The organism is Ferruginibacter profundus, assembly GCF_054783275.1.
The window spans coordinates 983,953-1,005,070 of the sequence record NZ_BAAGQW010000002.1; the positions used below are offsets into that span (position 1 = coordinate 983,953).

Consider the following 21,118-nt stretch of genomic DNA (forward strand, 5'->3'; position numbering starts at 1 on the left):
AAAACAAGCATTCATAGCGGTATGCAATAAACTACTAAAATAGCTTTATGCCCCCGACAGCCAAGCATTAATAACACACCTAAAATTCTTGGCAGAAAGCCTGATTTGAAAACTAAATATCCAAACGAAAATAACCATAGTCCTGAAAATATATGAACAATTCGCATACCATTGTCAAATTGGCCAAGATATAATATAACCTGCGATTGTAGTTGTCCGGCAGCAAAACCTAAATGATTGCTTTTATTGCTGACAAGCGAAAGAACGTTAAATTGATTTTGAACATTTAAGAAAAATATTGGTACACTCATTACTGCTAAAAGAACCATAATTTTTGCGTAAGTTTCATTTACAGGTTTTAATAATTTATACAATACCAGTGGTAAAAAAAGACCGATGCATTATCAATCGTATCGTAATACCTCCTGATCAGTTCCGGCTTTAAAATTCCATTCACTCTTTCGGTCCCGATAGCTTACCGGGGTATTTTCATAAGGGTCGCCATTTTGAGTCATGCTGACGTGTGCCTGGTGCCGTTGTAAAAATTGCACATAAGCCGTACTGCAAAACCTGCACGCCGGCAGGCAGGCTTTACCAGGTTGGGATAGTGGCGAAAACGGTGTTTGCACTTGATGGTGTACACTTCCTTTTGTTTTACGTACCAGCAGTTTATTGCGCCCTAATAAATCAAAAAAAGAGCTCTCCCCATTGCTATTTGATAATGCCATACCTGGCTTGTAATATTCGGTAACCGCAACCGCTGTTTAAATACTCCTGAATGGTCTGGTCTTTGATTTCCATTTTGGTTGATTTGTAGTCAACCTATTTCAGGGTAAACAAAAAAACCGTCTTCAACTAAATTGTGAACGACGTTTTTATTTACCCCTGTTTTTTAAACCCCGGAAACTGTTGCAGTCTGGCGGCATACTGGCGCCCTATCGGAATTGCCATTTCTCCAACCTCCACATCATGATTTGTAAACGCTGTAATTTTATTTATTGCCACTACAAATGAACGATGCACCCTTAAAAACAAATGCTCCGGCAACATCGCTTCCAGCGTACTCATAGATTGTTTTACCAGTAAAGGCTTTTCTTTTACCCGGTAAATTTTGATATAATCCTTTAAACTCTCAACATAAATTATATCATCTAAAAATACCTTCACCATTTTACGGTCGGCCCGGAAATATAAAAACCCTGCTGTATCAGCAGTAGCTGGTTTTTCTGCTATAAAATTATTGGCCTGTGTTACTTTGTTTACCGCTTTAATAAAGCGTTCCAGCGACACCGGCTTCACCAGATAATCTACTGCATCAAGGTCAAATGCTTCGCTGGCATATTCTTTAAATGCTGTTGTAAAAATTACTTTTGGCGGATTTTTCAGCGTATTTAAAAAACCAGTACCGGAGAGCTTCGGCATTTGGATATCTAAAAAAATAAGGTCTACTTTTTTCTTTTGCAGTACCTCCATTGCCTGGAAGGCGTTGCTGCATTTGTCCACTACTTCCAGTTGCTCGATCAGGGCAATATATTTTTCAAGAATATTTAATGCCGGTGGTTCATCATCAACCAGTAAACATTTCCATTTCATATTGCTGATTGATTGACTGGTTAATAATTGCTGCAGCAGTTTTTGGGGCAACGCTGTTGTTCCATTGTATTTCAAGATTAACTACAAACACTTCATTATCTTCTTCGGTAGCAAATGTATACCGGCCATTGTACAGCAGGTCCAACCTGCGTTTTACATTTAATAAACCAATTCCCTTACTCTCATTACTTACCGAAGCCGGTCCACCATCTTTACTATTCACCAGTTTAAAATGCATACTTTGTTCTGTAACGTGCAAGTCAAAACTTATCCAGCATTGATCGGTTTGATTACTTGTGCCGTGTTTAAACGCATTTTCTACCAACGGCAACATTAATAATGGTGTTACCTGTTTATCTTCCAGCGTACCGGTAACTGTAACCGAAACATCCAGCCTGTCGCCGTAGCGCAATTGTTCCAATGAAATATATTCCTGCAGCAATTTAATTTCTTTAGTGAGTGGTATTAAAGGCACACCGCTTTCATAGATCATGAAACGCAGGAGGTTAGATAATTTCAACACAATCTCCGGCGCCTTAGGTGACTGATCTAAAACATGCGCATACAAATTATTAAGGGTATTGAATAAAAAATGCGGATGAACCTGCGATTTTAATAATTCCAGTTCTGCTGCTGTTTTCTTTTGCTCTGCCTCTAAGGTTTGTTGCTTTTGCTGGTACCAGTATTTTAAAAGATTAATGGCAATAGCAATGCCGCCGATATGAATGAATGGCAATACACCTCTGCCTTCGTTCATGGTAAGGCCGTTAAACACTTTGCTTTTAACCACCATTTGCACCAGCTCTGAATAGCCAAGGCACAATAACAAAACAACCAATAACCCGGCAAAAAAATAGCCGTATTTTTTTTGGAAAAGAAAACGGGGAGTCAGAAAATAAATTAGTGAATATACCATGAGCATAAAACCCGGCAGGTAAATTATGATATTGTAAAAAGAAGTAGCGAAACTTGTTTTTGCCCCAAATCCCCAGGCAAAATAAGTAAGCACAATGATCCAGAATAGCAGGTGTAACAATATCTTCCTTACCCACTCATGCTTTGCAAAAAAAGACTGGAATTTCATTTTCGGCGGTTTCTCAAAAGTACAACTAAATACATGCGCCGCCTATATGCTTAACCCTTTATAGACAAACGACATTATTTTGAAGACAAACAACAATATATGTCTAATAATATAACAGGTTTAACCAATTACGTTGTCTGCTTTCTGAATTAGTCCCTTCATCTACTTAGTTGTTTTTCAATTTTGCGGCTCCATACTTTTATGTTGTAAAATCATTAAACCTGAAATTATGAAACGCTTTTCTTTTCTTACCGTACACAAAATTTTATCCCTGCTTATTTTCATGGTGTTTACATTACCACTAATGCAGGCACAAAATATCCAGAAAGTAAAAGAGATCAATCCCGTTAACAGTTCTTCTCCCTTTGATTTTACGATTGCCAACAATAAATTATTTTTCATTGCCAATGACAATGTAAATGGCAATGGCCTTTGGGTAACCGAAGGCACAAGCGGCAACACGATTAAGCTCACCCCGCCAGCAACTCCAGTAAATGGTCTTGAAGATATCATTGCTTACAACAATAAAATTTATTTTTCTTACAACGATGGTGTTAACGGGTATGAACTTTGGGTAAGTGACGGCACACCTGCAGGTACGGCATTGTTTAAAGATATTGAACCGGGCAGTAGCGGGTCATTTCCAAAAGCTTTTACGGTAGCGAATGATAAACTTTTTTTTATTAACGACAATAATCATAAACTATATGTTTGTGATGGTACCGTAGCCGGAACCACTATTATAAAAGATAATGGCGTAGTACTTTTTAATGGCATGACAGATTTTGCCGTGATGAATACCGACATTTTCTTTACCAGTGATAACGGTAGCGGCGCCGGATATGGCTTATGGAAAAGCGATGGCACGCTTGCAGGAACCGTAATAGTAAAGCCAGATATTATCAATACTTTCGGAAGTAATTATACCGTGTTAAATAACCAATTATATTTTAACTCGTATGATGGTATCAATGGCAGCGAATTATGGGTGAGTGATGGCAGCACTGCGGGCACTAATATGGTCATCAATTTAATGCCCGAATCAGGTGGCGTAATGTATAGCGGCAGCCCGGATAATTTTATCACTTACAATAACAAGGTTTATTTTACTGCTACAGATGATACCCATGGCAGGGAATTATTTTCAACTGATGGCACGGCTGCAGGCACACAAATAGTAATGGATATGGAGCCGGGCATCAATAGCAGTTATCCGTTTCAAAGTGTTGTTTACAACGGGCAGTTGTTTTTTTGTTGTTACCTGGGCAACAATGCACACGGATTATGGAAATCTGATGGCACTGCTGCCGGTACCAGTTTGGTTAAAACCGGTGGCGGAGGACAACCCCTTCTTAATGATCTGAAAGCGCTTACGGTTTGGAATGGTAAATTATATTTCACTGTTAATGATAATTTTTCTTACCCGGTATGGCAAAGCAATGGCTCCACTGCGGGCACTATTCCTATTGTACTTCAAAACACGGTTAACCCTGTAAGTAGTTTTAGTAATATATTTCAATTTGCAACCTTCAATACTGAATTATATTTTTCCGGAATTTGCAATGGCTTTGCAATAGATTTTGAATTATTAAAACTTACCCCGGGCACATTACCCGTTACATGGTTAGGCATACAGGCGCAATGGCAGAATGCACAGGCAAAAATAAACTGGCAGGTTGCTAACCAGGTAAATGTAAAAGATTACACCGTACAGCAAAGCAGTAACGGCACTACATATACCGATGCCTGTATAGTGAATGCAGGTAACAGTAACAACTATTCCTGTACAGTTTCTGCCAATACTACTTTTAAAAATTATTTCCGTGTATTACAAAAAGATATTGACGGCAAAACGAGTTACAGCAATACTATTATTTTAAACCCTTTTGCAAAAGTTGCTTTATCTGTGTTCCCTAATCCTGCAACAAATAAATTGTATATACATGGCTTGCGCAATATTTCTACCGCTGTAATTACTGATGTTAATGGAAAAACAATTGACCGTCTTTCTATCAGCGCTGCTGCAAATTATTTCACTATCAGCAAGCTGCCTAAAGGAATATATTTCATCAGATTAAAAGAAAAGGATACCGAACAAACGATAAAATTCATTAAAGAATAAAACTACAAATTATGCAACGCAGAAAATTTCTCCTGGCTTCCTTGGCCTTATACCCGGTAAGTATTTTCGCTCAATTTAAAAATCAACTTATGGAAAGAACCAACAAAGGATTCAAGGTAAAATCCGGTGAAGCCAGGTTTGGTGAACACTACACGATGAAAGGTGTAACTGCAAATACTTTAGATATAAAAATTTCCGGCAAAGATACCAACGAAGGCATTGCAGTATTTGAACAAACAGGCCATACACTCAATGGCGGTCCGCCATTGCATATTCATCCTTTGCAGGACGAATGGTTTTATGTGGTGGAAGGGAAATATTATTTCCAGGTAGGAGAAGATACATTTTACCTGGAGACCGGTGATACTATTTTTCTACCGAAAAATGTACCACATGCTTTTGTGCAGCTTACCGAAAAAGCAAGAATGATGGTTACCTATTTACCTGCAGGAAAAATGGAAGCATTTTTTAAAACTACTGCTGCATGGACCATGCCACCATCAAAAGAAGAAATGGCAAAAGCATTTACCGATCATGATATGGTTATTGCAGGGCCGCCGTTACAAGTGAAGTAATTTTTATCGAAAAAAAAAATTGCCTGTCCGTTTCTGTAGTGAACCGGACAGGCAATTAAGCTGTAAAATATTATTTCACCAATTCCGCAATCACCTTACCCACGCTGCCGCTCGGCATTTGTATATGCAGCATAGCGGCTATTGTTGGTGCAATATCCGTCATATAAGTTTCACGGTGCGTTTTGCCCGGCCTTACACCCCAGCCAAAGAATAAACAGGGAATATGAGCATCGTAAGGATTCCATAAACCATGGGTGGTACCTTTTTTACCCCCATCAAAATAACCGGGTTTAAAAGTAAATTGTATATCGCCGCTGCGTTTTGGATTGTAGCCATTGATCATCATCTTTTTTTGTGGTTCGGGTAAAGATGATTCGCCCACTTTAGCCAGGTCAACTGCTTCAATAATAAAATCCTTTTCCTTTAAAGCATCCATCACAAATTGTTTTACTTCAGCCATTGTTTTACCGGCATCCATAATATTATTTTTATTCAGGTACACCTGGTAGTTCATCACTGTTTTTACAGCAGTTTTTACACCCAGTTTTTCTTCCACCTGTTTGTTTAAATCTCTCTGCACTTCTGCATCATCAAATGTACCGCCTGGTATATTGTGCTCTTCTAAAAAAGCCGGAATATGCGCCACACCATGATCGGCAGATAAGAACAACGTATAATTACCCTTGCCGATTTTTGCATCCAGGTAATTTAAAAAACTTTCAATGTCTTTATCCAAACGTAAATACGTGTCTTCAATTTCAATGGAGTTGGGCCCAAAAGAATGGCCTACATAATCAGTGGAAGAAATACTTACCGCTAAAAAATCTGGTACCGTATTTTTTCCAAGGCCTTCACTTTCTATTGCCGCTTTGGCAAAGTCAAAAGTAAACGTGTTGGCAAAAGGCGTAGTGCGAAAGGCTTCATATTTATTGCCTCCGTCAATGGCAGAAAGACGGTGCGGAAACACCACAGTTTTTTCTCCACGGATCATATTCTCATAAGGCTTGTCATCTGCCGTACTCAAATCATATTGATCTATCGGCAACAGCGTATTCCAGTCCTTACTCATAAAAGTACCGGCTTCGTCTTTAGCATTAAATGTGTTTACCCAATCAGGTAATTTGCTCATGTAGTGTGTACTGCTGATCCATTTACCACCATCATACCAATAGGCGGCATTGGCGCTATGGCCTGCAGGTAAAATAGCGCCCCTGTCTTTTAAAGCAATACCAATTACTTTACTTTTAAAATTGTTGCTCAGGCGCAGTTCATCAGTAATAGTGGTGGCCCACAAATTTGCAGGACTCATTTTTCCGGCAATGCCATTATTGCCCACGGTACTTACTGTACTATCATCGGTACAATACACAAATTTATTCGTGGTTTTATCGAACCAGTTATTACCTACAATACCGGCAATTGCAGGTACACTGCCCGTGTAAATACAGGTATGGCCCACTGCGGTATAAGTAGGCAGGTATGGTATCAAAGTATTTTCGGCAGTAAAACCTTCTTTCATTAACCTTTTAAAACCACCGTTGCTATATAAAGCATTGTAGCGGTACAGGTAATCCCAGCGCATCTGGTCAATTACAAGGCCCACCACCAGTTTTGGTTTGGCAGGTGCCTGTGCTGAAACATTTAAAGACAGACCGGCAGTAAGCGCCAGTAATACAAAATAAAAACCAAGGGAATATCTCCTGTGCATATTGACAATTTTGGCAAAGATAATCTTTAACCACATGATTTATACCCCGGTGCATTGTTATGCCAATGTTATGCATTTTGCCCGGATTACGTTATTTTTGCGGAATTGTTGGAACGGGGATTTAGCAGGATAATAAAGATTAAAAGGATTTTTAACATTAGCTACTCTTTATTGTTTCGTCTGAAGATCCTAAGTACAAATCAGGTGCAGAGACCAGGGTATTGGAAACAAAATCTAAAATCGTAAATCTAAAATCTACAATCAGTATGGATGTTTTTGAAAAGTTAGTAAAAGACGGTGGCCCGATTGGTGCTTATATGGACAGGGCACATGGCTATTTTGCATTCCCTAAGTTAGAGGGTGAATTGGGGCCACACATGAAATTCCGCGGTAAAGATGTATTGGTATGGAGCCTGAATAATTACCTGGGTCTGGTAAACCATCCTGAAATCAGAAAAGTAGATGCTGAAGCAGCTGCCAAATACGGTATGGGCAATCCCATGGGTGCAAGAATGATGAGTGGCAACACTACCATGCATGAAGAGCTGGAAAGAGTGATCAGCGAATTTGTAGGCCGGGAAGATACTATGTTACTGAACTTTGGTTACCAGGGCATCATGAGTTGTATTGATGCATTGGTGAACCGCCGTGATGTGATCGTGTACGATGCAGAGTCTCATGCCTGCATTGTGGATGGTGTACGCCTGCACATGGGCCATCGCTATGCCTTTAAACACAACGATATTGAAGATTGCGAAAAGCAATTGCAGAGGGCTACTGAATTAGCAGCTAAAAACGGTGGTGGTATTTTAGTAATTACCGAAGGCGTGTTTGGTATGGATGGTGAACAGGGCATTTTGAAAGATATTGTTGCACTGAAGAAAAAATACGAATTCCGTATTTTAATTGATGATGCACATGGCTTTGGTTATATGGGCCCCACTGGTGCAGGTGCCGATGAAGCACAGGGTTGCCAGGATGGTATTGACCTGTATTTTTCCAGCATGGTAAAAAGCTTAGGTAGCCTGGGTGGTTTTATCTGCGGACCAAAAGCGGTGATTAAATATTTGCGTTACAATGTACGCTCACAAATATTTGCCAAGAGTGTTCCGTTGTTAGTAGTAGAAGGTATGTTGAAACGTATGGACATGATAAAAACCATGCCCGAGCTGAGAGAAAAACTCTGGAGCAATGTAACTAAATTACAAAGCGGTTTAAAAGAACGTGGTTTTGATATTGGCGATACCAACAGCCCGGTAACACCTATCTACATGAAAGGTGATGTACCTGAAGCTACGCAAATGGTAATGGACCTGAGAGAGAATTACGGTATCTTCTGTTCTATTGTGGTGTACCCTGTAATACCTAAAGGCGATATCATTTACAGGCTCATCCCTACTGCATCACACAGCGATGCGGATATTGAAAGAACTTTACAGGCTTTTGAAGCCACCAAAAAGAAACTGGATGCCGGTGCCTATAAAGCAGAGAAAATACCGGATATGGCGGAGAAGAGTTTTGCGTAAATCTTTTTTTGAATGCTATTTTGAATCCTCCTCAATGACCTGGGGAGGATTTTTTATTTCAGGAATTAAAGATTAATTTTATTTAGTAACAATTAGCCAATCAAAAATCTCTGTTCATTTGTCAATTATTTTTTTTGTTTTTAGTGAATAAGAGTTTCATAGATGCATAATCTGCAGGTAATTTTAAAAGATACTCTACATGAGAAAACTAATCTATCCCTTTTTTATTTTGTCCTTGACTGCTTGTGGACAGACACAAACAGGGAAAATAAAACAAGTTGTTTCTAATAGTAAAACAACAAAGCATATTAATATTCCAGGTACAAGATTATTCGTAATACCACCCGTTAACTTTTCAGTTTCAAAGACATTTCTGGGTTTACAAAAGGGTGAGAGTTCAATGCTTAACGTTTACGATTTAGTAGGAGGTAACTTTTACACAAATACAGCAACTTTTAGTAAAGAATCATTTGAAAAGCAAGGGGTAAAGATATTTGACTATAAAGAAATAAAAGTCGATGGCTACCCGGCCAAATATATTTCTATGCAAGGCGACCCAGCCGCTAAAGCAATTGCTTTGGTTTTTGGAGACACTACCTTTTCTGTTATGATAATGGCCGCATATCCGGTAAATGAAGAACTTACCGGCAAGCAAATTATTGATTGCTTAAATACCATCTACTATGATAAATCAAAAAAAATAGAACCTTTTGAAACTGCTAACTTTTCTTTAAGCGACAAGGAGTCAAAATTTAAATTCTATCAATACAGTTCCAATCTATACATTTACTCCATTGACGGGAAAGATAACAGCAGCGATAAAGAAGCACCAATACTATTGGTTACTCAGCTTCCAATGAGTAACTCTGCTACAGTAAAAAGTATTTCAGATATGATGATTGGAAAGGCTCAACAATATGGCTTAACAAATCCGGAAATAAAAAATATAAGTAATGAAAAGCGAAATGGCTATGATACATATCAAGCTGAAGTGTATGGACAACTGCAAGGTAAAAGCGGAGTAATTTATATATGTTCAGTTGCTAAAGATGACAAGGCTATAGTTATACAAGGAATCGCAAAAAAAGATATAGAAAATAATTTGGCAGAGTTTAAAAAACTGGCTGCAACAATAAAATTAAAATAAAAAACTGACCCTAACATGCTGTTGAACAGCATGAACAATATTAACCAAATGATACACCCTGATTGAATTTCAATAAAATGCTTCAAAAAATCCGTACATATTTGCTCGCAATTATTCCCATTTTAATGTCGTTTCATGCCATATCTCAAAAGACAAACAAAAAAAATAAATCTGAGCCGGTTTATTTTCTCGATTCAATCAGGCTTGATAAAATCACATTATTTAATCCTGATAAAATAGAAAGTGTGAATGAAATTAATGATGGAGATACCACAGCACCAGGTGGAAAAATTTACATGAAGTCTAAAAACCCCAACGATTATAAATTTTTATCAATTCAGGATATTGCTCAACTTAATAATATTGAGAAAAATGCTCCGGTAATTTTAATCCTGGATGATCACATAGTGAATGATAATTCATCCATTATGATTGATTCGTCTTACATAGTAAAGATGTGGAGAGTTCAGATTGAAGAGAATTCTTTTGTAAGATCTAATCTGCCGGATCAAAAAATCATAAAGATTATTACTCCGGAATATATTGATCCGAAACATAAAAAAAAGAAAAAGAGCTAATGCAGCCCCAAACCTCAGGTTTAGAGCAGATGTATTTTGATATACAAGCATCAATCATTTACAAATTGGGGCGGTTATTTAAGCCGAGCAAAAAATGGGGTTTAGTGCGTAACTTCACCAATTACATTTTCAATCCCCAGCGGCAATGGAAGGCATAATACTTATTCCCCAACAACTCCACCTCTCCCAGTTGTACGCAGTACATTTCAAATTTAAAAAATGAAAAAACAAATAATCTCCACTATTCTCCTCGTTCAATTCCTGTTATTTTATGCAGCACCCGTTGCAGCACAAAATAATCCTGCACCGCAATGGAGCAAAGGTGCGGTATGGTACCAGGTATTTCCGGAAAGATTTAATAATGGCGCCCCCGCCAACGACCCGAAAGTAAGGGACCAGGACGGAGCCTATCCTTTTGATGATACTTCCCCATTTCAGATTCATCCCTGGACAAGCGACTGGTACCAGTTGCAACCTTATGAACAAAAAAACGGGAAAGACATTTATTATAACCTGCAGCGGAGGAGGTATGGCGGCGACCTGCAGGGCGTAATTGATAAACTCGGGTACATACAATCGTTAGGTGTAAATGCAATCTACATGACACCCATTTTCTGGTCGCCTTCCTCACATAAATATGATGCCCTTTGTTATCATCATGTTGACCCTACTTTTGGTCCCGACCCCGAAGGAGATATAACCATGATGCAAAAAGAAGATCCGCTGAAGCCCGATACCTGGGTATGGACAAAGGCCGACCTGCTTGCCTTAAAGCTGATTGAAGAAGTACACAAGCGAAAGATGTACATTATCTTCGATGGTGTGTTCAATCATTTGGGTGTAAAGAATTTTGCCTTCCAGGATGTGGTAAAAAACCAACAGGCATCCGCATACAAAGACTGGTTTGAAATAAAAAGCTGGGGGGATAGTGCAAAAGGTACAAAATTCGACTACAACGGATGGTTTGGTGTAAAAACATTACCTGAATTAAAAGAAGACAGCAGCGGCATAGTTGCAGGCCCGAAACAATACATTTTTAACTCCACCATGCGCTGGATGAACCCGATGAACAAAGGCATAGCTTATGGTATTGACGGCTGGCGACTGGATGTGGCTTATGATGTGGGCCATCCTTTTTGGAAAGACTGGCGCAAGTGGGTTCGCCATATCAACCCTAATGCCTATTTAACTGCTGAACTGGTGTATCCTGTTGAACAAACAAAACCGTATTTAAAGGGCGATGAATTTGATGCTACCATGAATTACAACTTTGCTTTTATCATGCATGATTTTTTTGTGCAGGATACCACTGCCTCAACAGTTACTGAGTTTGACAGGAAGCTGAAAGAATTGCGGGAAGCATTTGGTGAAGACGTGGCTTTAAATATGCAGAACCTGATGAACAGTCATGATGCCACAAGGCTTGCAAGTGCCGTAGCAAATCCTGATGGTAAAAAGTTTGGTGACTGGGGAAAATATTTTGGCTGGAGCCAGAAGAGCAATAACAAAAAATACAATGCCCGTAAACCAACGCCGGAACAAAGGCAAAAACAAAAACTGATAGTAGCATTTCAAATGCTTTACTTAGGTGCGCCCATGTTTTTTTATGGTGATGAAGCCGGTATGTGGGGCGCCAACGACCCCGACTGCCGTAAACCAATGCTATGGCCGGATAAAAAATATGATGCGGAAACTTTTAATCCTGATCAAAGTAAACATAGTACTGATGAAGTGGTGTTCGACAAAGATCTGTTTGCCTGGTATAAAAAATTTATCGGCTTACGTCAGCAATACAAATCTATTAAATTGGGGAGCTACAACACTTTGGTTATTGATGATGAAAAAAAACTGTATGCCTTCACCCGTAAGCTGGGCAACGAAGAAGTGATCGTGATCATTAACCGCAGCGGCAAATCATTATCATTCACCAACCCGGAATTAAAAAAACAGCAGTATAAAAATTTGTTTACGCATTCAGCTGCCGGCAACCAGGTTAATGTGAATGCAATGGATGTTGTGGTATTGGGTAATAGATAACAGCAAACAATTCAAATTTCATAAACCCCTGCTTTACTGATTTTTATGGGACTCGACAGCGTTGAATTGATATTGGAAGTAGAAAATCATTTTTCTATTTCAATCCCCGACCGTGAAGCGGAGAAAGCTTACACGGTTGGTAAACTCGTAGATTGTGTGGCAAATATTCTAGCGGTTAAATCCTATGACTTCACACTAAGGGAAAAAATATTCTCATTATTCAAAACAGAATTACAAAGCCAAAGAAAAGATTTCGTTGACTTTGTAATAAGCAGCAAAGTTGCTGATAATTTAGATATCCGGGACAAATGCTTAATACAGGCAATTGAAAGTAAATTAAATTTAAAATTGCCTGGCATCTATTTTAAACCTGAAAATAGCAATAGAATATTGGGAAATGTCAAACACTGGTTGACTATGATAGATGATATTGACTTCGATAAGATCACCTGGAAGAAGTTCATAGATATAACGCTTGCAAAAAATCTGAATAGCAATGCCCTGACAATAGAGTACAAATCAAAGTATGAAATCTATATCGCCATCATGAGAATTACTGTGGACAAAATTGGCGTAGACTATTCGGAGATTGGAATTGAAAAAATATTTACAGACGATTTAGGTATTGATTAAAACTATAGCCAACATGAAATCGTAAAAATAAGCCTGGCGAAAAACATGTTCTCTCCTATACCACCGCATCTTTATTATATTTGTCCCTGTACTCCAGCGGCGAGATGCCTGTAATTTTCCTGAACACTTCTCGAAATGCTTTTACATCCGAATAGCCTACTTCGTACATCACTTCATTGATGGTTTTCCGGCTTGTCTCCAGTGATTTTTTTGCCGATTCAATTTTCACCCGCTGCGAATATTCCACAGGTGTGTTACCTGTTGCTTTGATAAAACGCCTGTCGAAATTTCTTCTGCCCACCGCAAGCCGGGAAGATAAATTTTCAACCGATATCTTTTCATGCAAATTGCTTTCAATATACTCCTGTGCTTTTTTTACCACTTCATCGCCATGTAATTTCTGCCCCCGGAAGATAATGAATGCCGACTGACTCTGCCTGTCCATTTCAACCTGGAATACTTTGGAACAGAAAATAGCGGTGGGCCTGTCGTAGTATTTCTCTACCAGGTAAATGATAAGGTTAAGAAAAGAATAGGCACCGCCGTTAGTATATATTCCTTTTTCATCGGTGATCAGTTTATCGGTTGCTACATTTACTTTAGGAAACATGGTTCTGAAATGATCTGCCGCAGACCAATGTGTGGAGCAGCTTTTTCCATCCAGCAACCCCGATGTGGCCAGTAAAAAAGCGCCGGTGCAAATGCTGGCTACTTCGGCACCGTGCCTGTATTGTTGCCCGATCCAGTCTGCCAGCAATTTATTTTGCTTTATAGTTTTTTGATAATTGTGATTTAGAGAGGGAATAATGATGAGATCAGTTTTTGTAATGGCTGCAATATTCTTATGTGGCTTCACCGAAAACAAGCCGTCGTAATACTCCACTTTTTTTGAAATACCCGCCAGTTCAACCTGGAACATTTGCCGCCTGCCATTTGGTTTCCCCGCAACGTTCTGCGACCAATATTCATTGGCGCGGGTAAATATTTTATAAGCACCTACTATGCTGCTGAGGTTATTCCCTTCTCCGTCGGGCACCAGGATGGTTAAATGCTTCATCGTTTTTTTGGTAAAGGTAGAAAAAAGTCTTGTCTAAAACAACCCGTTACAAAGTCTATTTTACACCCTGTTAAAGTAGTATAAAGACGGTAGTTTTGCACTATACATTTGAACAATCTTAAACAATCAACATGAAAAAAGGCAGCTACACCAATAGTTTCACTTCATCAAAAACGCCAGCGGATATCTTTCAACTACTGTTGCATATTGAACAATGGTGGTCAGGTTTGTATGAAGAAACCATAAAAGGGAAAAACAAAAAACTTAATGATGAGTTTAGTTTTACCGCAGGTGGCGGTGCTCATTATTCAAAACAAAAACTAGTGGAGCTTGTACCCGGCAAAAAGATCGTTTGGCTGGTAACAGATAGTAACCTTAGTTTTTTAAGCCACCCTGCTGAATGGGTTGATACCAGGATCAGTTTTGATATTGCCACAGAGGGGAATAAAACAAAACTAACATTTACCCACGACGGCCTGGTACCACAGATTGAATGTTATGATGCCTGTTCGGGTGCATGGACAAAATACATGGAAAACCTTAAGCGCAAGTTGCAATAGACAACCATTAAAAAACATTTTTGCTGTTTATATTCTCCCGTACCCACACTTTCCCCCGCCGGCCACCTTCTTCATCTACTTGCACCGGTGTATTTTAATGCTTAACTTCAATAAAATATTTTCAGACTGGTTTTGGTACTCTGAAAATATTATGTCACGGATAGCATCCGGCCTTTTCAATTATTTCAATAAAAAATTATGACCGCAAAAGAAAATAAAACCTTTTTTGCTCCTGAACTTTTCATCAATAACGGAGTAATGGATATTTCATTTTACCAAAATGCTTTTGGTGCAACAGAACAACTGCGTTTTACAAACGACGATGGCAGTATTCATGTGGCAGAGCTCTCCATTGACGGCGCTATATTTCATGTTCATGAAGTAACAGCAAATACATCATTTTTTTCTCCGGGTAAAAATAATGGCTCCACAGTTTGCATTGGTTTGTTTGTTGCTGATGTAGATGCAGTAATGCACAACGCCATTACAGCAGGAGCCACTGAAATCAGTCCTGCACAGGATTATGATTACGGGTACAGGCAAGGCAGCATTAAAGATCCTTTCGGGCACTACTGGCAGATACAGAAAAAAATATAGCAAATAACAATTGCATCAGCATACTTTTAAATAAGCGTATATGAATTCAAAAAAAATATTCCTGCTGCTTATCGGCATTATCATCGGGCCGGTGATGTTTGCCCAGAACAAAAAAGATAAACTGGCTGCAATAATGAAAAGCTATCATGATTACAACATGTTTGATGGTGCGGTGCTGGTGGCTGAAAACGGGAAGGTGATTTACAAAGATGCTTTTGGACTGGCCAACAGGGAATGGAATATTCCAAACCGGGCAGATACAAAGTTTATGATCGGGTCTGTTTCAAAACCTTTAACAGCTGTATTGATGCTGCTACAGGTGCAAAAAGGCCTGGTAGGTTTAGATAAAACTATTGACAACTATCTACCCGAATTTAAAAATAAACCGGCGGCAAAAGTTACCATCAGGCAATTGCTGAGTCATACTTCGGGCATACCGAATTATGATATCATAAAAGATTTTTTTCCAAGGATAAGCCGCCAGCATTACAGCAGGGAAGAATATATAAAAGTGTTTATTGATTCTCCGCTTGCATTTATACCCGGCACTCATTATGCATATAGCAGCTGGGGGTATTTTACATTGGGCTATATCATGGAAAGAGTAACCAATAAAACGTATGCCCAATTAATGGCCGACGATATTTTTAAAAAACTCAACATGGTCAACTCGGGTTCTTATTATCATACACAGATTGTACCCAACAGGGCAACAGGTTATGATTATAGTTTTGGCGGTTATACCAGTTCCGATTTCAGGGACCAGTCGAACACCATGGGCACGGGTGATATCTATTCAACTGTGGAAGATCTTTTTAAATTTCATCTGGCTTTATCCGATAACAGTTTACTGAATAAGGAACTGACGTCAGCAATGTTTACCCCCGGTATTGAACTGGCACAATACGGTTATGGCTGGTTTAATAAACAATTTAAATATACACCCGTTGATAGCGTGGCTTCTAATTTTCATTTAGGTATGACGGAAGGATTTATTTCTTTTATCCGACGCATCCCTGCTACCAATAGTGTTGTGGTAATACTCTGCAACAGTTCTCCTACTGATTTTTTTGGCATCACCAACAATTTGTACAAAGTATTATACAATAAACCGGTTACACTGAAACAGCCCGTACACAAAAAAATGGAAACCATCATTGAACGATCGGGTGCTGCTAAAGCCGTGGATGAATATAAAAAAATGAAAGCAGATACGGCCCATTATTATATTGACTGGATCTCGATGAATTTTATTGCACAGCAATTATATGATCTTAAAAGATTTGAAGCAGCAACAATAATTGCTGAAAATAATGTGGCTGAGTTTCCGGATAAGGACCTTGTAATGGTTACCATGGGTAATATTTATGCAGCGTTGAATAAAAAAGAAGATGCGATCAGGTATTATAAAAAAGCCCTTGCCATAACACCGGTGTATGAAGAAGCGAAAAACAGGTTAAAGGAGCTGGAGGGAAAGTAACGTATGCTTGTTAATGCCTGGCAAGCAAACTATAATACATGATATAGTCATATTGAACTGAACTACATAATCACAACTGGTGTAATGGATATATTGGAAATAGAGATACAGACTGACGACCTTAACGCAACAGAATTATTTTATACCGGCATCCTGGGAATGAAGCTGGTAAACAAAACATCGGATACAATATCGCTTTCAGCCGGGCAATCAACACTCACTTTTATTCAATCCAATCACTTACATCCGACATATCACTTTGCTTTTAACATTCCACATAATAAATTAAATGAGGCGATAGAATGGGCTACAGCAAAACTTAATTTAATAGCAACTACCGGTAGTGGCATGGTAGCAGACTTTAAAAGCTGGAATGCAAAAGCTATTTATTTTTACGACAATAATAAAAACATTGTAGAATTCATTGCACGTTTTGATCTTCCCGATACATCAGATAAAACTTTCAGCATCTCATCCATTCAATCTATAAGTGAGATAGGGATAGTTACTGATGCACCAATACAACTTGCAGATCAATTAATGCTTGATAATACATTGCCCGTTTTTGCCAAAGGCACTAAAAGCAAAGAATTTGTTACATTAGGAAATGATAATGGCTTATTTATAATTGTAGAAACAAACCGGAAATGGTATCCTACACAACAACAGGCAGAAAAACATTTTACACGAATAAAAATAACAACAGGTAATTTAATCAGAGAAATTATAATTAACAAAGAGTAAATGCTGACAGCAATCCCTTTCTCAAAATATTGGAAAATGTTAATAATTGGAGCATAGTTGCTTTCGGGATACCAATCATCAGGTTTTATTTATACATTTAGTTTCAGATAAGCCTTCTTTATGGAGGATTTATTAATTTGAATCTCTATACTAAACTTCCCTTATGAGCAGTAATATCATTTCGTTCCGCATTGCAATTATTTTGGCTACAGTATCACTTTTTAGCCATAGTGCATTTTCTCAAAACAAAAAGTTGGCAGAAATTACGGCAGAAGGAAACGCAAAAATAAAGGTGAAGCCTGATATTGTTACATTCACACTTACAATTGAAAAATCAGACACCATAGAAAAGAATGTTATTAAAATTCTCAATGAAGAAGTGGATTTACTCTCCCGGTCTTTGGAAAAACTGGGTTTTCAAAATAAAGCCGTCAAAGTTTCAGATTACAGAATTTCCAGTTCATTTGATGAAGACAGGAAACAAAAAACCTATACTGCAACCAATATTTTAAAAGTAGAATTCCGGCTCGACAATAAACTGATTGATGCATTTTACAATGAAATACAAAGCAGGAACTTTAAAGACCTGGATTTCAATTATGAAACCGGTATTTCAGACAGCCTGGAAAAAATCTACCCGGCTGCTGTTAGTACAGTCTGCTATAGAAGATGCCAAAGCCAATGCCGCTAATATTTCTAAAAAACTGGGCCTGACCATTACAAAAGTGAAACAGGTATATAAAGAAAATGCCCGTAACCAGGTATTTGCAAATGAAATCAGTTATGTAAGATTTACACCGCCGAAAAATGTTGGAGATACAGATATCAGGTATAACACATCCTTTGATAAATTCCAGGTAGAAGAAACAGAGCTGGAAGAAAAGATCACCGTGATTTACGAGGTATCCAATTAAAATTACAAAACGAATGATTTACATGAACTGTGTAAAAAATACTTTCCCGGCATCCTTTAAGCAGTATTGTAAAAATATAACCATGAAATCTCTGCTCCTGTTCTTCGTCTTTTACAGCATCCCTTTTCATTCGCCTGCACAATCCAGTGTAGTAGACATATACGAAGCACATACTTTCCCCTGCGATACCGGCACGGGCACAGTGGAAATAAATTTATGCTCCGGTACTAAAGCAGAGTTTGCAGACAGTTTATTAAATCGTTTATACAAAAACATACTCAGATCTATTGACAAAGAGATTAAAGCAGATCAAATTGCATTGGCCAAAGAAAAAAAACTTTCCAAAACTCCGGATAAAGATCAAATATATTTCCGCACCAAAAATATTGATCAGAACCAACGCCTTAAAAACGCTATCATTAATTCGCAACGCCAATGGATAAAAACCAGGGATGCCAATGTAGAAGTAGCACATATCAATTGTGAAGGCGGCTCTGGCTGTAATGCAATGTCCAATGATGCTTATACGGAGGAAACTTTGGATAGAATAAGAAAACTGGAATCATTTATAAATTAAGTAAGCGGCACGATGAAGAAATCTTCAGCATTGCTCATTTTATTTTACCTTGTTTTTTCAACGGCTTACGGCCAATTGAAAGGTTTAATTCTTACCCGGGAGCAAAATAACAAATGGATGGATAGTGTAAAAGCATTACCATTTGATCAGCAATTACTGAATATAAGAAACAGGTTGCTGGCCGATACCAATGTTTACCTGCGGCAGTTGTACAACGACAGGATTAAAACCAACTTTGCAATTGTTGATTCATTGGGCACTCGTAAATATGGCGACGGCAAGCCAGTGATGGTAATTGATGGCACCCCTTTTTTGATTGATAACCAAACAGCAACCCATAAAATTGTGGCGCTGACAGCACTGATAAACCAAACCTATATTAAGGAGGTTTATTTAGTAAGCCCCAACGATCCCGCAGCCAGTGCAATCTATGGCCATGAGGGACGAAACGGCATAATTATTATGACACTGACAAAGAAAAAATATTTTAAAAAATTTAAACAGCTGCAACTGAACCCCGATTACGGACACCTTAAACCCATGTAAGGATATGCATTACAAAAAAAATAAACTCTCCATAAAAGCTTTATGCATTACCATTTTATTTTTTTGCCACCAAAACAGTAATGCACAGACCTGGATAAAATCAACAGACAATAATTCCTGGTACCTGCATCGCCAGTTCTTTCATTCGCTTAAAAACATTATTAAAGGTGTTGATTCCAATATCTATGTCATCACCAGTCATAAGCCCGACAGTTATTGGAAAAAGAAGAATGAAGACAAATCTGAATTAATCGTTAGCCGCATCGACAAAAATGGCAATATCAGTTTTGTAACTATACTTTCCCGGTATGCCGACAATCCCGTACTTAAAACTTTTAACCATAAATATTATTTACTCGATAAAGATCTAAAATATACCAAAAGGGAATTTTATCGCAATTGCTTTGTATACAACTCCAACTGGGAATTAGAATTGGAGTTTAAAATTGACGACCTGCCACACCAAAGTGGCTTTACCGATTTTACGGTAAGCAAAGAAGGCAATATTTTTTTATTGACCGACCCGTATTTTCTTGACCACAGGCAGGAAGACTTTAAAGGTTCTTACCTGGTAAAATTAGCTGCCGGTGGCGAAGTGATGAATAAAATATTGTTTGAAAAATGTTTTTTATCTGGCCTCACAATCAAAGGCGATAGCTTGCACCTGCTGTTGCATCAGCAAAAACTGGTTTTACCTTTTTATCAAACAGATTCATTACTTGAAGTGAGCAGTGATAAAGACCTGCACTATTCCATTACAGCAAGAGAAAAATTCATTCCGGAAGATAAAAAAGTAAAACGTGAAATATTGCTTACCAGTGGTGATCGTGTGATTTTTTTTGACTCCACCTATGCTTTGTCACCAAATAGCTGGGCCTCTGTTTCTAAAATTGCTTTACTGGATAAACAGGGTCATACACGGTGGACCACAGAGCCTGGCAACAGGTGGTTCTATTTAAAACCCAAGCCACTGCGCAATGGCAATTTTATTACGCAGGTAGATAAAAGATGGGATTCCACCTGCCTGGTGCTATTTGATAAAGCAGGCTACCAACGAACCATCAGGTCATTTGTAATGAATGCCAATACCCGTATAGACAGGTATTCTTTTGTAGATTATTTTGAGGTCAACGATAATGAAATAGGGTTGTTTTACAAAAAAGAAGCGCCTTCCCGGGAGGAAGAACTTTATTTTGAACGTATTTTACTTTGATAAAAAACTGCTTTATTTGCCTTAATAATGTTCTTACACAATTCCGGATAGCCCTTACATCATTCCCACATTACCACCTTCAACAGTTTTATAACCCTACCTTGTAAAAAAACAAGTTATGGAAAAGCGGGTATTAGGTATAATTCTTTCTCTGCTGGGCGTTGCCGGCCTTATATATGCAGGTGTATATTTTATGAATGGCGGCACGGGCACCAGGAATGTTAAAGCTATTATCGTGGCAGGCATTATTGGTGCTATTTTCTTTTTTGCAGGCATTGGCCTTGTGCGCAATACAAAAGATAAAGCCACATAGTACTATTTTTAAAGCACCCAGGTTTCAGAAACCTGGGTGCTTTAAAACCTGGCTTCTTTGATCAGTGAATTAAAAAATGCAAACACTACGGCATAAAAAAACTGTCCCCGGTAA

General features: G+C 38.4%; 23 protein-coding genes. 17 read left to right on the forward strand and 6 right to left on the reverse strand.

Translation table 11 applies throughout. The features are described 5' to 3' along the window. Positions 1–11: 11 nt before the first annotated feature. From ACYVM0_RS14335 to ACYVM0_RS14350, 4 genes are all read right to left on the reverse strand, one after another. The gene (locus tag ACYVM0_RS14335; RefSeq protein ID WP_460559877.1) at positions 12–398 is read right to left on the reverse strand and encodes a DUF4386 domain-containing protein; all 387 of its coding nucleotides are present in this window, start codon (positions 396–398) and stop codon (positions 12–14) included. A 6-nt stretch (positions 399–404) separates the two neighbouring features. Next, entirely contained in the window at positions 405–728 is a 324-nt protein-coding gene (locus ACYVM0_RS14340; protein WP_460558020.1) for a hypothetical protein, read from the reverse strand. A 151-nt stretch (positions 729–879) separates the two neighbouring features. Beyond that, the gene (locus tag ACYVM0_RS14345) at positions 880–1,593 is read right to left on the reverse strand and encodes a LytR/AlgR family response regulator transcription factor (RefSeq protein WP_460558021.1); all 714 of its coding nucleotides are present in this window, start codon (positions 1,591–1,593) and stop codon (positions 880–882) included. Further along, the gene (locus tag ACYVM0_RS14350; RefSeq protein WP_460558022.1) at positions 1,568–2,677 is read right to left on the reverse strand and encodes a sensor histidine kinase; all 1,110 of its coding nucleotides are present in this window, start codon (positions 2,675–2,677) and stop codon (positions 1,568–1,570) included. The genes ACYVM0_RS14345 and ACYVM0_RS14350 overlap by 26 nt, the downstream gene beginning before the upstream one ends. Before the next feature lie 229 nt (positions 2,678–2,906). On the opposite strand from ACYVM0_RS14350, the gene ACYVM0_RS14355 reads away from it, so the two are divergent. Further along, the gene (locus tag ACYVM0_RS14355) at positions 2,907–4,799 is read left to right on the forward strand and encodes an ELWxxDGT repeat protein (RefSeq protein ID WP_460558023.1); all 1,893 of its coding nucleotides are present in this window, start codon (positions 2,907–2,909) and stop codon (positions 4,797–4,799) included. Positions 4,800–4,810: 11 nt separating this feature from the next. Next, positions 4,811–5,374: a cupin domain-containing protein gene (locus ACYVM0_RS14360; protein ID WP_460558024.1), complete on the forward strand. Its 564-nt coding sequence runs from the start codon at positions 4,811–4,813 to the stop codon at positions 5,372–5,374. Positions 5,375–5,444: 70 nt separating this feature from the next. Here the strand turns inward: ACYVM0_RS14360 and pafA are convergent, their stop codons facing one another. Next, complete coding sequence (pafA, locus tag ACYVM0_RS14365; protein WP_460558025.1) at positions 5,445–7,082, reverse strand: alkaline phosphatase family protein; 1,638 nt, start codon at positions 7,080–7,082, stop codon at positions 5,445–5,447. A gap of 266 nt (positions 7,083–7,348) precedes the next feature. Here pafA and ACYVM0_RS14370 point away from each other — a divergent pair, with 266 nt between their 5' ends. The 5 genes from ACYVM0_RS14370 to ACYVM0_RS14390 all read left to right on the forward strand — a co-directional run bounded on the left by ACYVM0_RS14370 (position 7,349) and on the right by ACYVM0_RS14390 (position 13,003). Then, complete coding sequence (locus ACYVM0_RS14370; RefSeq protein WP_460558026.1) at positions 7,349–8,608, forward strand: aminotransferase class I/II-fold pyridoxal phosphate-dependent enzyme; 1,260 nt, start codon at positions 7,349–7,351, stop codon at positions 8,606–8,608. A gap of 199 nt (positions 8,609–8,807) precedes the next feature. After that, positions 8,808–9,755 carry a hypothetical protein gene (locus ACYVM0_RS14375; protein ID WP_460558027.1) on the forward strand — a complete coding sequence of 316 codons (948 nt, stop codon included), beginning with the start codon at positions 8,808–8,810 and terminating at the stop codon, positions 9,753–9,755. 77 nt (positions 9,756–9,832) lie between these two features. After that, positions 9,833–10,333 carry a hypothetical protein gene (locus tag ACYVM0_RS14380; protein ID WP_460558028.1) on the forward strand — a complete coding sequence of 167 codons (501 nt, stop codon included), beginning with the start codon at positions 9,833–9,835 and terminating at the stop codon, positions 10,331–10,333. 219 nt (positions 10,334–10,552) lie between these two features. Further along, positions 10,553–12,370 carry a glycoside hydrolase family 13 protein gene (locus ACYVM0_RS14385; protein WP_460558029.1) on the forward strand — a complete coding sequence of 606 codons (1,818 nt, stop codon included), beginning with the start codon at positions 10,553–10,555 and terminating at the stop codon, positions 12,368–12,370. Between the two features lie 45 nt (positions 12,371–12,415). Next, positions 12,416–13,003, forward strand: coding sequence for an acyl carrier protein (locus ACYVM0_RS14390; protein WP_460558030.1), 588 nt, complete (start codon positions 12,416–12,418; stop codon positions 13,001–13,003). A 55-nt stretch (positions 13,004–13,058) separates the two neighbouring features. Here ACYVM0_RS14390 and ACYVM0_RS14395 read toward each other — a convergent pair whose 3' ends face one another. Continuing rightward, a complete protein-coding gene (locus tag ACYVM0_RS14395; protein WP_460558031.1) occupies positions 13,059–14,060 on the reverse strand; it encodes a GlxA family transcriptional regulator in 1,002 nt (333 codons plus the stop codon). 131 nt (positions 14,061–14,191) lie between these two features. Between ACYVM0_RS14395 and ACYVM0_RS14400 the strand changes: the two genes are divergently transcribed. The 10 genes from ACYVM0_RS14400 (at position 14,192) to ACYVM0_RS14445 (ending at position 21,004) form a co-directional block, all read left to right on the forward strand. Beyond that, positions 14,192–14,620 carry an SRPBCC family protein gene (locus ACYVM0_RS14400; RefSeq protein WP_460558032.1) on the forward strand — a complete coding sequence of 143 codons (429 nt, stop codon included), beginning with the start codon at positions 14,192–14,194 and terminating at the stop codon, positions 14,618–14,620. Positions 14,621–14,818: 198 nt separating this feature from the next. Then, positions 14,819–15,217 carry a VOC family protein gene (locus tag ACYVM0_RS14405; protein WP_460558033.1) on the forward strand — a complete coding sequence of 133 codons (399 nt, stop codon included), beginning with the start codon at positions 14,819–14,821 and terminating at the stop codon, positions 15,215–15,217. 40 nt (positions 15,218–15,257) lie between these two features. After that, positions 15,258–16,697 (forward strand): serine hydrolase, encoded by a 1,440-nt coding sequence (locus ACYVM0_RS14410; protein WP_460558034.1) that lies wholly within the window; start codon positions 15,258–15,260, stop codon positions 16,695–16,697. An 84-nt stretch (positions 16,698–16,781) separates the two neighbouring features. Continuing rightward, positions 16,782–17,441 (forward strand): VOC family protein, encoded by a 660-nt coding sequence (locus ACYVM0_RS14415; protein WP_460558035.1) that lies wholly within the window; start codon positions 16,782–16,784, stop codon positions 17,439–17,441. Between the two features lie 163 nt (positions 17,442–17,604). After that, the gene (locus ACYVM0_RS14420) at positions 17,605–18,132 is read left to right on the forward strand and encodes an SIMPL domain-containing protein (protein WP_460558036.1); all 528 of its coding nucleotides are present in this window, start codon (positions 17,605–17,607) and stop codon (positions 18,130–18,132) included. A gap of 34 nt (positions 18,133–18,166) precedes the next feature. Next, the gene (locus ACYVM0_RS14425; RefSeq protein WP_460558037.1) at positions 18,167–18,355 is read left to right on the forward strand and encodes a hypothetical protein; all 189 of its coding nucleotides are present in this window, start codon (positions 18,167–18,169) and stop codon (positions 18,353–18,355) included. An 82-nt stretch (positions 18,356–18,437) separates the two neighbouring features. Continuing rightward, the gene (locus ACYVM0_RS14430) at positions 18,438–18,932 is read left to right on the forward strand and encodes a lysozyme inhibitor LprI family protein (RefSeq protein ID WP_460558038.1); all 495 of its coding nucleotides are present in this window, start codon (positions 18,438–18,440) and stop codon (positions 18,930–18,932) included. Positions 18,933–18,944: 12 nt separating this feature from the next. Further along, a complete protein-coding gene (locus ACYVM0_RS14435; RefSeq protein ID WP_460558039.1) occupies positions 18,945–19,478 on the forward strand; it encodes a hypothetical protein in 534 nt (177 codons plus the stop codon). Between the two features lie 4 nt (positions 19,479–19,482). Further along, positions 19,483–20,691: a hypothetical protein gene (locus tag ACYVM0_RS14440; protein ID WP_460558040.1), complete on the forward strand. Its 1,209-nt coding sequence runs from the start codon at positions 19,483–19,485 to the stop codon at positions 20,689–20,691. A 118-nt stretch (positions 20,692–20,809) separates the two neighbouring features. Continuing rightward, positions 20,810–21,004, forward strand: coding sequence for a hypothetical protein (locus tag ACYVM0_RS14445; RefSeq protein WP_460558041.1), 195 nt, complete (start codon positions 20,810–20,812; stop codon positions 21,002–21,004). Positions 21,005–21,118: the final 114 nt, after the last annotated feature.

What these genes read in the sequence shown, in the direction of transcription:
- ACYVM0_RS14340 (WP_460558020.1), bottom strand. Translation starts at nt 728, where the DNA reads ATGGCATTATCAAATAGCAATGGGGAGAGCTCTTTTTTTGATTTATTA.
- ACYVM0_RS14345 (WP_460558021.1), bottom strand. Translation starts at nt 1,593, where the DNA reads ATGAAATGGAAATGTTTACTGGTTGATGATGAACCACCGGCATTAAAT.
- ACYVM0_RS14350 (WP_460558022.1), bottom strand. Translation starts at nt 2,677, where the DNA reads ATGAAATTCCAGTCTTTTTTTGCAAAGCATGAGTGGGTAAGGAAGATA.
- ACYVM0_RS14355 (WP_460558023.1), top strand. Translation starts at nt 2,907, where the DNA reads ATGAAACGCTTTTCTTTTCTTACCGTACACAAAATTTTATCCCTGCTT.
- ACYVM0_RS14360 (WP_460558024.1), top strand. Translation starts at nt 4,811, where the DNA reads ATGCAACGCAGAAAATTTCTCCTGGCTTCCTTGGCCTTATACCCGGTA.
- pafA (WP_460558025.1), bottom strand. Translation starts at nt 7,082, where the DNA reads ATGCACAGGAGATATTCCCTTGGTTTTTATTTTGTATTACTGGCGCTT.
- ACYVM0_RS14370 (WP_460558026.1), top strand. Translation starts at nt 7,349, where the DNA reads ATGGATGTTTTTGAAAAGTTAGTAAAAGACGGTGGCCCGATTGGTGCT.
- ACYVM0_RS14375 (WP_460558027.1), top strand. Translation starts at nt 8,808, where the DNA reads ATGAGAAAACTAATCTATCCCTTTTTTATTTTGTCCTTGACTGCTTGT.
- ACYVM0_RS14380 (WP_460558028.1), top strand. Translation starts at nt 9,833, where the DNA reads ATGCTTCAAAAAATCCGTACATATTTGCTCGCAATTATTCCCATTTTA.
- ACYVM0_RS14385 (WP_460558029.1), top strand. Translation starts at nt 10,553, where the DNA reads ATGAAAAAACAAATAATCTCCACTATTCTCCTCGTTCAATTCCTGTTA.
- ACYVM0_RS14390 (WP_460558030.1), top strand. Translation starts at nt 12,416, where the DNA reads ATGGGACTCGACAGCGTTGAATTGATATTGGAAGTAGAAAATCATTTT.
- ACYVM0_RS14395 (WP_460558031.1), bottom strand. Translation starts at nt 14,060, where the DNA reads ATGAAGCATTTAACCATCCTGGTGCCCGACGGAGAAGGGAATAACCTC.
- ACYVM0_RS14400 (WP_460558032.1), top strand. Translation starts at nt 14,192, where the DNA reads ATGAAAAAAGGCAGCTACACCAATAGTTTCACTTCATCAAAAACGCCA.
- ACYVM0_RS14405 (WP_460558033.1), top strand. Translation starts at nt 14,819, where the DNA reads ATGACCGCAAAAGAAAATAAAACCTTTTTTGCTCCTGAACTTTTCATC.
- ACYVM0_RS14410 (WP_460558034.1), top strand. Translation starts at nt 15,258, where the DNA reads ATGAATTCAAAAAAAATATTCCTGCTGCTTATCGGCATTATCATCGGG.
- ACYVM0_RS14415 (WP_460558035.1), top strand. Translation starts at nt 16,782, where the DNA reads ATGGATATATTGGAAATAGAGATACAGACTGACGACCTTAACGCAACA.
- ACYVM0_RS14420 (WP_460558036.1), top strand. Translation starts at nt 17,605, where the DNA reads ATGAGCAGTAATATCATTTCGTTCCGCATTGCAATTATTTTGGCTACA.
- ACYVM0_RS14430 (WP_460558038.1), top strand. Translation starts at nt 18,438, where the DNA reads ATGAAATCTCTGCTCCTGTTCTTCGTCTTTTACAGCATCCCTTTTCAT.
- ACYVM0_RS14435 (WP_460558039.1), top strand. Translation starts at nt 18,945, where the DNA reads ATGAAGAAATCTTCAGCATTGCTCATTTTATTTTACCTTGTTTTTTCA.
- ACYVM0_RS14440 (WP_460558040.1), top strand. Translation starts at nt 19,483, where the DNA reads ATGCATTACAAAAAAAATAAACTCTCCATAAAAGCTTTATGCATTACC.
- ACYVM0_RS14445 (WP_460558041.1), top strand. Translation starts at nt 20,810, where the DNA reads ATGGAAAAGCGGGTATTAGGTATAATTCTTTCTCTGCTGGGCGTTGCC.